This is a genomic window from Agromyces sp. NPDC055520 (assembly GCF_053619715.1).
This window is the reverse complement of sequence record NZ_JBSHJY010000066.1, coordinates 1-12,695: the sequence shown is the minus strand read 5'-3', so window position 1 is coordinate 12,695 and position 12,695 is coordinate 1. Positions and strand designations below refer to the sequence as shown.

General features: G+C 66.1%; 9 protein-coding genes and 1 pseudogene. All 10 read right to left on the bottom strand.

Annotated features, from left to right (window positions below; translation table 11 throughout):
- Window positions 1-350: 350 nt before the first annotated feature.
- On the bottom strand, window positions 351-1,262 hold the full coding sequence (locus ACWGST_RS16320) for a nucleotidyl transferase AbiEii/AbiGii toxin family protein (RefSeq protein ID WP_452047718.1): 912 nt from the start codon (window positions 1,260-1,262) through the stop codon (window positions 351-353).
- Complete coding sequence (locus ACWGST_RS16315; RefSeq protein ID WP_452047717.1) at window positions 1,259-2,134, bottom strand: type IV toxin-antitoxin system AbiEi family antitoxin domain-containing protein; 876 nt, start codon at window positions 2,132-2,134, stop codon at window positions 1,259-1,261. The genes ACWGST_RS16320 and ACWGST_RS16315 overlap by 4 nt, the downstream gene beginning before the upstream one ends.
- A gap of 426 nt (window positions 2,135-2,560) precedes the next feature.
- Entirely contained in the window at window positions 2,561-4,498 is a 1,938-nt protein-coding gene (locus ACWGST_RS16310) for an alkyl/aryl-sulfatase (RefSeq protein WP_452047716.1), read from the bottom strand.
- A 253-nt stretch (window positions 4,499-4,751) separates the two neighbouring features.
- The gene (locus ACWGST_RS16305) at window positions 4,752-6,446 is read right to left on the bottom strand and encodes a SulP family inorganic anion transporter (protein ID WP_452047715.1); all 1,695 of its coding nucleotides are present in this window, start codon (window positions 6,444-6,446) and stop codon (window positions 4,752-4,754) included.
- A 61-nt stretch (window positions 6,447-6,507) separates the two neighbouring features.
- The gene (locus ACWGST_RS16300) at window positions 6,508-6,657 is read right to left on the bottom strand and encodes a hypothetical protein (RefSeq protein ID WP_452047714.1); all 150 of its coding nucleotides are present in this window, start codon (window positions 6,655-6,657) and stop codon (window positions 6,508-6,510) included.
- Between the two features lie 226 nt (window positions 6,658-6,883).
- Window positions 6,884-7,291, bottom strand: a complete 408-nt coding sequence (locus tag ACWGST_RS16295; RefSeq protein ID WP_452047713.1) for a hypothetical protein — start codon at window positions 7,289-7,291, stop codon at window positions 6,884-6,886.
- An 87-nt stretch (window positions 7,292-7,378) separates the two neighbouring features.
- A complete protein-coding gene (locus ACWGST_RS16290) occupies window positions 7,379-7,855 on the bottom strand; it encodes an AAA family ATPase (RefSeq protein ID WP_452047712.1) in 477 nt (158 codons plus the stop codon).
- A 36-nt stretch (window positions 7,856-7,891) separates the two neighbouring features.
- Window positions 7,892-9,043 (bottom strand): IS30 family transposase, encoded by a 1,152-nt coding sequence (locus ACWGST_RS16285; RefSeq protein WP_452047711.1) that lies wholly within the window; start codon window positions 9,041-9,043, stop codon window positions 7,892-7,894.
- A 316-nt stretch (window positions 9,044-9,359) separates the two neighbouring features.
- Window positions 9,360-10,967 carry an ATP-dependent DNA helicase gene (locus ACWGST_RS16280; RefSeq protein ID WP_452047719.1) on the bottom strand — a complete coding sequence of 536 codons (1,608 nt, stop codon included), beginning with the start codon at window positions 10,965-10,967 and terminating at the stop codon, window positions 9,360-9,362.
- A 228-nt stretch (window positions 10,968-11,195) separates the two neighbouring features.
- Window positions 11,196-12,062: pseudogene (mobF, locus tag ACWGST_RS16275) on the bottom strand (MobF family relaxase); the annotation flags it as partial.
- Between the last annotated feature and the right edge of the window lie 633 nt (window positions 12,063-12,695).

The following is a 12,695-nucleotide window of genomic DNA, read 5'->3' as shown; positions in this document are numbered from 1 at the left end:
CCGCCCGCCCCCCCCCCCCGCGCCCGGGGCGCCCCCCCCCGCCCCCCCGCCCCCCCGCCGCCCCGCCCCCCGCGGCGGGGGGGGCCGCCCGCGCAGAGAAGCAGAGGAGGGGGAGACGGCGAAAGCCCCTGGCGAACCGGGGGCTTCGTGTCGAACGGTGGCTCCGACGGGCGTCGATCCCGTGACCTCACGATTTTCAGTGAGCCTAGGGCATTTTCGCTCAGTTCTTATGGTGATGATATCGCGCTGATCAGGGATTCTTATGAATGGTCTCAGTTGGTTTCAGTTCGTTTTCGGGCCATTAATGGCACATTAATGGCACAGATCTGGCACAAGAGGCGGCTCGGGAATCAGCTCCAGGTGAGCGACTCGGGTGACCAGACGAGGCCGGATGTCTCGCCTCGCAGCACCGGATCGATGAAGGTCCGCATGAGCTCCGCTGCGAGTTCTACAGTCCTGAAGTCGGCGCAGGCGGGGACCTTCGAAGCGAGCTTCGCGTATCGGGCGCCCCAGGTTGCAGGGAGGTCGAAGGCGTCGGGCAAGGTCAGTGAGCGGACGCTGGCCTCGACGTCCAAGGCGTGACGGAGCTTCGTCGCATCGACATTCTGGGTGCGGGCCAAGACCACGAGGTCGACAAGATCCTTCTCGCGGCTCGACGGACGACCGCTATAGAGAGCAAGCGTCGCGTACACCTTGTCGGCGATCTGGTCGACGACGGGGTAGAGCCGGTACGGATTGCTCTGCAGCTTCGGCAGCTCGAGCGCGTTGGCCGGCTCCGCGATCTCAACTTCATCGGTCATGGCCACGTTCACCACCAAGTCGACGTGGAAGTTGTCCTTCTTCTTCGCACCGATGGAGATGTCGAAGCTCACTTGGTAGCCCTCGGTGTACGTCTGCTGGTTGCCGTCGACGGCGTTCGTGTACCCGGTGTAGTCGAAGCGGAAGAAGTCGCCGAGGTCGACGGCTGCCAGGCGCCGAAGGTCGTCGAGCGCCGCGTTCAAGGAGCGGCTGCGACGGAACAGATCGACGTCGGTCGTCGTGCGCGCGGAAGCGACGCGAGCCAGCATGCCCGTGCCGCCCTTGAGCATCCAGCCGGAGTCGTCTGCATCGGAGAACACGCGGCTGAGGAAGCGGTGGAAGTACTCGAGCCGGACGCGTTCCTGGATCGTGAGGGAGGGGTCCGCGGTGAACGCCTTGCGGGCTGCTGCGGTGATCGCTGCTTCGACAGCGCCGGGGCTTGCGTATCGTTCGGGCTCGGTCACGTCCCCTCCTCCTGCTGGGGTTGCGATGCCAGCGCGAGTGAGGCCCAATCTGCCGCGCGCAGTTGCTCCGCGAGTTGATCGTGGGCGCTCGCCGCGCCTGACGCCACGATCTCGGCAGCAAGTCCGCTCGTGGTGTCGATCTTCGGGAGGCTATCAAGATACTGCGCTGCGACGAGGCTGCCGAGGGAGGGGATCGAAGCGATCTGCTTCGCGACGCTCTCCTGATCGAGGCCGGCGACTCGCATGAGTTCTTCGAGCAGCGCGTCACCGTCGCCCTTGCGGTGGCCGTTGCGCTCAGCGAGTGGGCTCAGGAGTTCGGTGAGCCGGTCCACGTCCAGGAGAGACTGCCTGGCCGCGTCGCGCAGCGCGTTGCCGACGATGCTGAAGTCGTGGCGATCCTCGACCAGGTCGGCGATCGTGCGTTCCCGAGTCGTGGCAGTTAGGCCTTCCCGCACGGTGACGTCCTGATCGGGCAGCGCTCGGGTTCGGTATCGGACGTCTGTTCGTTGGGTCTGCTTGCGAGTCGGGGTTGTGAACTCGCTCTTCATCGCCCGTAGGTCGCCGATTCCGTGGAGTCGGGCTGCCGATTCGCCGGAGACGACGGCGCTCCCAGGACGTTCGTCGAGGCGCTCGTAGGCGAGTTTCGCGGGATCAGTTGACAGCCATGCGGCGTGCAGGTCTTCGTGCTGTCCGCCGGGTGCGCCGGCATCCTTGTAGATGCCGTGCGAGAGTCGGACCAGATCTCCAGACTCGGCCAGCCGTGTGAGGTTCATGTGGCTGACGCCACGCGCGCTGGCCTGCGCCGAGGTGACCATGCCCCACTGGGACTCGGACACCTCCGCCAGTACTCGCAGCGCCTCACGCGATTTCATGCTTGGATTCTAACGCTCTGAGCGTGAGTTTCCAAGCTCTGATGCTTGGTCACGCTAGCTGCGTAGTGTGTTGAGTGTCGAGGCCTTCGAGGACCATGGTGCGGGGCGCTCCCGCTGGTAGGTCGATCCCCAAACGCAGATCCCTTGTTGCGGTTGGCGTGCCCGTGCGGGCATCTTTATGGGGCGGGGTAAACGGGCACCTCTTCTCCAAGCCTCCATGCGTGAGCTCGAGGGCCAGCGGCCGTCCGCCGCCCGACCCGCTTGCGCGACTGACTGTCGCGCTCGGCCAGTGGCAGCCAGCCCGCCTTCGACGCCGAGATCTACAAGGGCCGCAACGTCATCGTACGCAGCTTCAACAAGCCCAAGGACTGGCGCGGCATCAACTCAGGATTGCCAACACGCGTTAGGGAATTTCCCCTGGTGTTGTCAGGGCGTGACGATGTTGAAGGTGGGGTCGAAGGTGTCGGTGACCGACGCGAGGGTGTCGAGCACGCCCAGGTCGCCCTGAGCGGACAGGCCCAGCTTCTCGATGAGACCGCGTGCCTCTCCCGGCTGGAGCAGCACCCCAGCGAGTGCAGCTTTTGGACCGGTCACCGTGAGCTGAGCGCCGTCGACGTGACCTTTGCGGGCATTGAGCACACCGTTGCGGACCCACATCGTCCATTCATCGCCGTGCTCGGCAAAGGTGAAGTTGATGCGAAAGTCCACCTCGCTCGCTTTGTCACCGATGACGTGAACGCCGACGAAGTCGAAGAGTAGGTCGATCGGCATCGCCGCGATCGTGTCCGGGCTGTCGGTGTTGAACCGACCCAAGCTCACCGGTCCCTCACGCAGCTCCTTCGCTGCCGTGAGGAAGAGGGCCCGGTACTGCGGGACTTCCTGCTGGTAGCCGAGCTGCTCATAGGCGTCGGCCTGGAGACCCTTGGCCTCGGTGTCGCCTGGATCGGCGAACACAACGTGATGCAGGACCTGGATCGCCCACCGGTAGTCACCGCTGTCGATTGCACCGCGTCCCTCGGCGAGGATCTTGTCACGGCCGATGAGCTCGACGTGGCGCCTGGCGTTGTCGTCGGGCAGCAACGGGAGGATGGTGGCCGGGTCGCCGTCCCAGAACCCGAGCTCCTTGTGGAACACGGCTCGGACGTTGTGGTGCAGACCGCCGTGGTAGTAGCGGTTGAACCACTTCTTGCCGATCGCGTCGGGCAGCTCGACGATCTCGGCCGCTTCGAGCGGGGTGAGGCCCTGGTTGGCCAGACGCAGCGCTTGGTCGTGGATGAACTTGTACATGTCGCGCTGTGACTCAAGGAAGGCGACGACCTTCTCGTTGCCCCACACCGGCCAGGTGTGCGGACCCCAGTGCACCTGGGCTTCATCGCCCCACCGGACGAGGGTCTCGTCGAGGTATCGTGCGAAGTTGCGGGCATCGCGGGTGCGAGCGCCGCGGATGGTCTGGATGTTGTGCATCGAGTGGTTGGCATTCTCGGCGCAGGTGACTGCCTTGATCTCGGGGATCCAGATGTGCATCTCTTCGGGTGCCTCGGTGTCGGGAGCGTAGACGAACTCGAACGTCCAGCCGCCCAGCGTCCGGGTCTCGCCCGACTTGGTGATGCCGTCGGTCGGTGAGATGTAGGTGACGAGCGGGTTCATTACGTCGGTGCCTGGACTCAGCCCGAGAGTCACCAGCCCGCTGTCGCATTGGGGCAACATCAGCCCGAAGGTGTGCGACATGCGCCGGGACATGGCGTTGCCGGTGATGACGTTCTCGCCGATCGCGTGCTTGTCGAACGACTCGATCGTGCCCGGCGCGATGATCGGGACCTTGCCCGCCGCCACGTCCGCCTCGTCGATCACGCCCTTCACCCCGGCGTAGTGGTCGAAGTGGGTATGGGTGTAGATCACCGCGACGACGGGCTTGTGGTTGTCCAGCTCCTTGCGGAACAACTCGAGCCCGGCCTTGGCCAGGCGCGCACTCGTCGTGGTGTCGATGATGACCAACCCGTCGGGGGCGTCCACGATGGTGAGGTTGGCCGACAGACGCACCTGGTAGAGACCGTCGACCACCTTGTACAGACCGGAGCGCTTGATCAGCTGGGACTGGCGCCACAGGCTCGGGTTGACCGATGGCGGCGTCGGTGTGTCGTCGTTGAGGTAGCCGAGCGCCTCGCCGTTGAAGATCAACAGGCCGTCCTCGCTGTAGAGCTTGTCGCCCCACCCGGCGATGAAGCCACGGTCGACGTCGTAGAAGTCGTCCCGATCGTCCATGGCGTACTTCGCCAACGCCGCCTCGTTCACCGCGGCGGTGAAGTCCGTTGCCGGCTTGGTTCCGTGGCTGTGGTCGTGGTCGTGATCGAGTGTCATCGTCATGCCTCCGTCTTGGTGAAGCTGAGCGTCATCGTCATATCTCCGTCGCGTTGACCTAATCGACCGCGTCGCCCATCGAATCCATCCAACTCCCCACGGATCGAGCGATCTGATGCCAAGATACCTCGGGTCGGGGGCCTATTGAGGGTGAATTTTGGCGGGCCTTCAACGCGAGGGCGGCTGCGTTGCTCCCTGCCCCGAACGCGTGGGACCTGACAGCCGCCGCAGTGATGCGGTCCCCCTGCGATCGCGCCGATCAAGAGGCTGGGTTGCGGTGCTCGCCGATCTCGGTGCGGGCGTCTGCGTCGGCGTGCCGGAGTGCGGTGCCGACCCACTCGCCACCCTGGTACAGGTTGCGCTCCCCGATCACCGCCGTCAGGCCGCTGGCACGGATCTGCGTGATTACGCGAGGCTCGCTGGCCACGATCTTCAGCGTGGACTCCACGTCATGCAGCTGGGTGGCGTAGCGGGTCAGCGCCTCGAGGATCGCCAAGCCGACCTCGTCAGTGCCCCGCAGCCGGATGATCACCACGGAATGCACCGAGTGTGCCCCGACGTCAGGGAGCTGTTCTTGGAACGAGGGGGCGGTGGCGAAGAACAGGCTGCCGTAGGGCTGCAGGATCACGACGCTGCGGGGTGGGATCGTGGTGATCGGGTCTCGTTCCCGGACGTGTCCATCGGGTTGCAGCTCCACTTGCCGAAAACGGATCCGGTTGGATTTCTGCACGACGAACAGGATGATCCCCACGCCCGCGCCAGCGAGAACCGCGAACTGCAGCGGCAGGATGAGGGTGAGGGTGAACGTCACCGCCATGTTGGTGACCTGCACCGGCCCGGTCTTCAACACCGAGCGGATCCTGCCGGGGTTAATCGAGAGGTAGCCGATCACCATCAGCAGACCAGCCAACGCCGGCATCGCAGTGAACGCCACCGTCTCGGCGGCGAACACGATGACCAGGGCCATCACCACCCCGGAGATGAACAACGACAGCCGCGTCCGCGCCCCGGCTTGAACCAGGAGTGCGGATGCGGACATCGACCCGCCGACCGGCATCCCCTGGAACAGCCCGGACAGCAGGTTGCCGATTCCCTGCCCGACCACGTCACGGGACGGGTCGGGGGTACGACCATCGCGGGTCGGAAGCCCCGCGGACACTCCCGCGCCCTGGATGACGCAGACCAGGGCCAGGGAGAGGGCCGGGACGATCAAAGCAGGAACATCCCCGATCACCGGGAGCACGGGAGCGGGTAACCCGTTGGGCACTTCGACGATGTCGCGAAGGAGGAGGACCGGGGCGGAGACCCACAGGTTCAGCACCACCGCGACCGCCGAGCCGACGACGACGGCAACCACGAGCCCGAGACTGCCGACGCGGGTGGATGCCAGGACCACGATGATCAGGATCGTAATCACCCCGGTCACCACCGCCGGCACACTCCACTGGCCGATGTTCAGGACAGTGTCCAAGCTCCGGGCGATCCGGCTCGACCCTTCCGCGTCGAAGCCGGTGAAGTTGGCCAACTGGCCGAGGATGATGTTCACCCCCACCGCGGTGAGGAATCCCGTCATCACCGCAGTAGGCACAAACCGCACCAGCCGTCCCGCCTTCAGCAGCCCCGCGATCACCAGGACGACCCCGGTCAGCAGGGCGAGAGTGAACAACGCCCGATCCGGGTCTGGCCGCGCGTTCAAGTTCGCGTCGCCCACGATCAACGCCATCGCCCCAGTGGCCTGCACGGCCATGAACGTCGAACTTGTGAACGCCGCCGCCCCGACCATCCCGAACAGGTACGCGTACAACCCCGCCAGCGGGTTCACTCCCGCCAACAGCCCGGCGGAAAGCCCATCCGGGACGCTCTCCACACCCAGGACGACACCGGCGACAACATCCTTGCCCAGGGTCTTGCGGGAGAACACCGCCCGGATCCGGCTCAGCATCCCTTTCACCACGACCGTGCCCCTTTCCCGGCCGCGCACCTCGTGTGCGAAGGCCGCCGCGACTCAGGCGCGGTCACGCGGGCTGCTCTACGACGCCGAGGAAGCGACTGAACACCGTAATCCAGCCGAAGATCAGCGCGAACACGATGATCTCGAAGGCCGGTACCGCGAAACCCCAATACCCGACCGACGAAGGGACTGCTCGCGCGCGATCGCTCGGCATGGCGCCCAGTCTAGGACCGACGGCGCGACCACCGGACAGACCGCGACCACCAAATCTTGCGCATACCCACCGGACCCGCGTGGGGGCCGGGCATCCAATGCGAACCGCGTTCGTCCTCCACGTCGCTGTGGCCGTGAGCCTCTCAGCCCAGGCTCCGCGCCTCGCCGCGCATACCAGCGGAGATGGCTAGAGAAGCTGGCGAAATCTGGCTGCTCGATGGCCTCGTTCAGGCTGGTGCGCCCTTGTCGGTCCGTCTGAACACCCATCGCATGCCGCCTCGCGCGAGCATGAGAACGATGATCAGTGCAGTTACTTGAAAGAAGCCGCCGAGACGGACGGCGTCGCCGAATGCCAGGTCGACCAGTCCGAGCACCATGAACTTGCTCCCCGGCAGCACCAGTAAAAGGGTGATCGCGCTGACGATTCGAACGCGCCGAGTTTCGGCCGACCGGATCCGCGCAACGATCTTCTTCTTGGCCCAGAGCACGAGTTCAAGGACGACCTTGAGCAGGATCGCCGTCAAGAGTGCCAACAGGAATGTTTCGGAGATGACGTCGGGAAACAGCTGGATGAACATTCCCAGCACCACGAGATAGACCAGCACGTCGACGAGATCTATTGGGCGGATCCGCATCCAGCGAGTGTATCGATGGCGCCCGGAAGCCCTCCTGCTCGCTTGGGGTCCGCTCCCGCGACAGCCGAAGTTGCACAGGCGGATCCGCTATTGCGGCCTGGCTGCTCCAAGTACGGTCAGCGGACCTTCGTTGGCGGTCGGAGGCTCGAAATGGTCGAAATACTCGGCCGCGAGGTCCGCAGCAAGTGCGTAGTCGTCCGCGTGCTCGTGGCCGCGTGCTTGCATCCGTTCTAGCGCAACCGCTCGTGGCGTCGCGAGGTAGATCGTTTCGGGCACCACTCCGAGCGGTCGCAGCAGGTCACGATACGCGAGGCGAGATCGTCTGGACCAGAAAGAGAAGTCGAGGACGACATCAGCACCGGCCTTGACCAGAGCGACGAGGCGGGCGCGGAGTTCCCGCTCGATCTCTTCGTGCACGTCGGCCGGGAGGGGCATCACGTGAATCCCACGTCGCCAGGCTTCCCGGTCGAACGAGAGTCTGGTCATGCCCTTCGCTTCGAGTTCCCTGGCGACGGTCGATTTTCCGGATCCCGCTGGCCCGCACATCAGAACGACCCTGCTCACCAGGCCGACTCTAGTTCCATTGCCGATCGCGGATCCCTATGTGGGATGGTGAGCAGTCCTGAGTTCTGGCCGGAAGCGGTCCGCGGCCGTGTCCCAGCCGAGGACGCGTCGAGGTCGGGTATTGATCCGGTCGGCGATGTCGTCGAGCTGCCGGAGTGAGAACCGGTTCAGGTCTTCGCCTTTCGTGAGGTACTGGCGCAGGAGCCGGTTGGTGTTCTCGTTCGACCCACGCTGCCATGGGCTCCGTGGGTCGCAGAAGTAGACCTGCAGCCCGAGCTCGGCAGCGAGTTCTTGGTGCTCTGCCATCTCGCGGCCGCGGTCCCAGGTCAGCGACAACCGCAGCGTTGGCGGCACGGCGCGGAGGTTCTCGACGATGGCCCGGCGTACCGCGTCGGCTTTGTATCCGTGCGGAAGCGAAACGATGCGAACGAACCGGGTCTGTCGTTCGACGAGGGTCGCCACGGCCGATGGGCGACGGCCCATGACGAGGTCGCCTTCCCAGTGGCCGAGCACGGTTCGTTCGTGCACTTCGACTGGCCGGGCATGGATCGGGGTCATGTTCCGGAGCCGCCCGCGTCCGTGCGAGGACTGGACGAGGCGTGGCCGCCGGACTGATCGGCCCGACCGAAGATGTCTGGCCGTGCTCGCGTCGAGTTCTCTGCGGGCCGTGATGTAGATCGTGCGGTAGATGCTTTCGTGCGAGATCCACCGTTTCGGATCTGACGGGTGTTGCCGGCGCAGCCCGGCTGCGATCTGCTCGGGCGACCAATCCAGCTCGAGCTTGGAGCGGACCCCAGCGAGGAGTACCGGGTCAGCGGCAAGCCGCGTTGTCTTCGGGCGCCGGCCGCGGTGCGTGGCAGCCTCATCTGCCGTCACTGCACGGTATGCCTCCCGGCCGCCGTTGCGGTGGATCTCGCGAGAGATCGTCGACGGCGACCGGTGCAACCGCGCTGCGATCGCCCGCGCCGAGAGGCCGGCCGCGATCCCACGGGACACGTCCTCGCGCTCGAGGACAGTCAGATGCGATTCGGAACGGCGTCTCTTTGGTGGGCGAACGCCACCCGTTCGGCCAAGATACGCATGCACCGTCCCTGGCGAGCAACCCAGCGACCGCGCGATCAGCCGCGTTGAGTCACCAGCGCGCCATCGTCGCCACAACTCGTTTTCCTGGATGCTCGAGAACGCCATCGGCTACCTCCAACCGGTCATCATCCTCCCGGTGGTGCGTTGATCGGTTGAGACCGCCACGGTTTTTGACCCGTCGTTTCGACGTGGTCAGAACCTCGCGGGGCGAGGGACGGAGACGCCTGATTCTGCGTCCCCGGGCGCAGTGCGCGGAGTGAGGTCGAAAGTCGGGGGTTTTGAACGTTTCTGGCGCCACCGTCGATCGGCCGTGACAGGAGGCCCGATAGGCGGTCCCTCATCGGCCGTCCGCAGGCCGACCCGCTTTCCGGCCACAGCCGTGTATTTGCCGCAAGTGCGAGGTCAGCGCAGACCCCACACCTCATCGGCTCAGGCCGGCTTCCGACGTGCTCCGGGTTGTGGTGTTCCGACCGAAGCTGGTCCCGTCCGGCAGACGTACTTCGCGATGTCGCCTGTCCGTGCTGGTCGCGAGGCCGCGCACGGACTCTCGCGCAGCGGCCGTCGCGTTCGCGAGCCCGCGATCGGCGCGATCGCGTTCCAGTGCGAGTGCGAACTGCTCCCGCGCGTCATCCAGATCAGCTGTGACAACGTGAAGGCGATTGGCGTTACGTCCGCGCGTCATGCCCACATAGACGCCCGCCGCATCCATGGCGTCGCCGAGGATCGTATGTGACTCGCGCACAGTCGCGCCCTGCATCCCGTAGGCGGTCGAGGCGTACGCCAGATGGGTGTGCTCGGCGACGTAGTCTGCCGGCAGTCGCACGGTCCGTCGTCTTCGACTGGCGGGGTATTCCTTCGCCCACACTGCGCCGTCGTCGCTCACGCTCTGGATGATCCACGTCTGCCGGTTCGCGACGCGCAGTGCCGAGTCATTCTGCCGGGTCTGGATCACATCGCCGCGTCCGATGCTCAGGCCGTCGCTGCCGGTCGCAGTGCAATCGTCGTCTACCACCCCGGCGAGCACTCGCTCCTCACGGATGCGCGCGTTCACCTCACGCACTTCATCGTTCGTCGCGACGGTGATCGCATCTCCGTCACGCCACTCACGTGCAAGCGTCCCCTGCTGGGCATCCGGGCTTTCATGCATCACGACGAGGCCGAGCGCATGCAGCCGATCGAACAACGTCTCCGGCTGCTCCCCGCGCCGCATCTGCACGGTAAGCGCGGCGTACACGGGGTCGCTGAAACGGTGCACGGTCGTCATGCGGTGCACGCGGGGGAGGAGTTGCGCGGCCATTTCGAGCACGCCGCCGCGACCGATCGCCGCGAGTTGCGCACGGTCGCCGACCAGAGCGACGGTGGCGCCGTGCTCATCGGCGACGGTCAGCAGCGCGAGCGCCGTGTCCTGGTCGAGCATGCCCGCTTCATCGGCCACGATCCGCTCACCACGGGCAAGGCGAGCGGATGCCGCGGGGCCGGCGTACGAGGCATCCGTATCGGGGTCGATGTCGCCGACGCTGAGCCGGGTCCAGACGCCGTCGCGATTCCAGCGCCAGCCGTGCTCGTGCACGAGCTTCGCGACGCTGTCGGTTGCAACGCCGAGTTCCTGGTGTGCAACTTCGGCGGCCTTCTTCGTCGGCGTGACCACGCGGGTCGCGCGTCCATGCGCGGCGGCGGCCTCGATCGCGGCGGCGAGCATCGTCGTCTTGCCCGCACCGGCCGCGCCCTCCACGACGACGAGCGGGTCGGTGGATGCCACGCCCGAGGCCGCTCGCACCTGCGCGGCGTCGAGCCGGTGCCTCCGCGCGACGTGCCTCAGGTCTGGTGCGCGCTGGCGACCGGTATGCGCGGCGCGTGCCGTGAGGAGGTCTCGCAGTCGGGTCTCGGCGGCGATGACGTGCAGGCTCGTGAGGTGTGCGACGTGCTCGGGATGCGGGCTGTCGGGTGGCAGGACCGACAGGCAATCATCCGCCGCCAACTGTGTCGTGAGCATGACGAGCTCGCGCAGTGGCTCGGGGTCGGCGCGCACGCCGGCCTCGGTGATGATGCGACTGACGTGGTCCTGGATGTCGTGCACCGTCCACGTCGACGCCGCAGCCGCGCAACGGTCGAGCGCGCGCGATGCGACATCCCGAACACTCACGTCCTCCAGCGACACCGGCGGGTGCGCCGGAGCGCGCTCGAGGTTGGGGCGGTAGCCGGCGTCCTCGAGCTCCGCACGCCATGCCGCCTCGCTGCCGAGAGAGGTCGGCCGCTTGTGGGGCCGCTCGTGATCCCACGCAATCGCGATCAGCCGCGATATCGCGGCCGGGCCAGGCTCCTCGTTGGGATGCCTCGTGCGCCACTCCTTCTCGAAGTGCGCCAGGTTGCGCGCGACCTGCTCTGACCGCTTGCTCATCGCGGCGTTGAAGGGATGCAACTCCGCGACTTCGCCCGTCACAGGATCGAGGGTGAGACCGTGGGCGTCGAGGGTGGCCGCGAGCAGCGGGTGCGCCGCGATGACGGCCGTGCCCAGCGAACGGATCGCGCCCTGCTGTCGGAACAGTGCCGCGGTGTCGAGACCGCGCCATGCGTCGGCTGCCCACACCCGCGTCCCGATCTGGAAGTGGATGTGTCGGTGCGGGTCGCCGGCGCGAGAGGTCTTGTGCGAGACGGCGACGGTCTCCAGCTGCTCGATCGGTACCACTCGCTGGCTTCCGCGCGGGCCGACGCGAGTGACGGAGTGCTGGCCGAGCCAGGCGCGGATCGCGGCGACCGAGTCGCGCTGCGCGGTATCGAGAGCGACGGATACCTCAGGGTGCAAGGCCGCTGCGATCGACAGCGACTTCGGGGCGTTCACGACCATCTCGGCGAACCGCGGCGATCCCTGCCGGTCGTCTCCTGGCAGGCGAGCCGTGCCCATCGACTCGCCGGTGAGCGGGTTGATCCAGTCCACCCACTGCGCGTAGTGGTCTGGGGTGAGTGCGCCTTCGCCGATCACCTCGCCATCGCCGCCGACGACCGAGAACTCGGCGAGGGATGTCCCGCCCTCGAGGTAGTACTCGTCGGCGCGCGACCGATCCGACTCCAGGTATCGGCGCGCGTCTGCCCCTGTACCCCGGAACAGGATCACGCCGCCTTTCATCGCCGCCCTCCGAGTTAGCTCAGGTTCTTGCAACTACCTACGGTAGCATACGTCCATTCATCTCGTCGAGGTGGTCGCCGCGTATGTGCTGTTGCAGCAGGCCGGCGCCGACTCGTGGAAGGGGTTGTGTCCGCACGACGATGGCGTAGCGAACTCGGGGGGCGTCGAACCACCGCTATGTTCCTGTCATGGCGCCTCACGATTCCCGCCTCGCCTTGACCGGCGAGGGGATGGACGGACTCAAACGTCTGGGCATTCAACATCGCGCATACTTGCGCCGTGGCACCGGCGGATCCTGGGTTCTCTCGGTCGAGAACTTCATGTACCCCCGCGTTATCGCTAACGCGAATCTCGGGACGGGGGAGACTTCCCCGCAGACTGCGGAGCTCGACTGCGTCCTTCGCAAAAGCGACCTAGAGACGTACGGTCGCTGGAAAGGGAGCCCGGACGGTACGCTCTGGACGGATGTGCGCAATGTTGGCTATCTCGCCAGCGAAACGGCTCGACGCGAGGAACACGAGCGACTCGTCGCGGAGAAGGGGTCTGCTGCACGGATAGGTGACAGGTTGTAGTCACGCAGCCAGTGCGGCTGGCGTGTTCATGATGACCTCGAATTCGACCGGGGTCAAACGG

What these genes read in the sequence shown, in the direction of transcription:
- ACWGST_RS16315 (WP_452047717.1), bottom strand. Translation starts at nt 2,134, where the DNA reads ATGAAATCGCGTGAGGCGCTGCGAGTACTGGCGGAGGTGTCCGAGTCC.
- ACWGST_RS16310 (WP_452047716.1), bottom strand. Translation starts at nt 4,498, where the DNA reads ATGACGATGACACTCGATCACGACCACGACCACAGCCACGGAACCAAG.
- ACWGST_RS16300 (WP_452047714.1), bottom strand. Translation starts at nt 6,657, where the DNA reads ATGCCGAGCGATCGCGCGCGAGCAGTCCCTTCGTCGGTCGGGTATTGG.
- ACWGST_RS16295 (WP_452047713.1), bottom strand. Translation starts at nt 7,291, where the DNA reads ATGCGGATCCGCCCAATAGATCTCGTCGACGTGCTGGTCTATCTCGTG.
- ACWGST_RS16285 (WP_452047711.1), bottom strand. Translation starts at nt 9,043, where the DNA reads ATGGCGTTCTCGAGCATCCAGGAAAACGAGTTGTGGCGACGATGGCGC.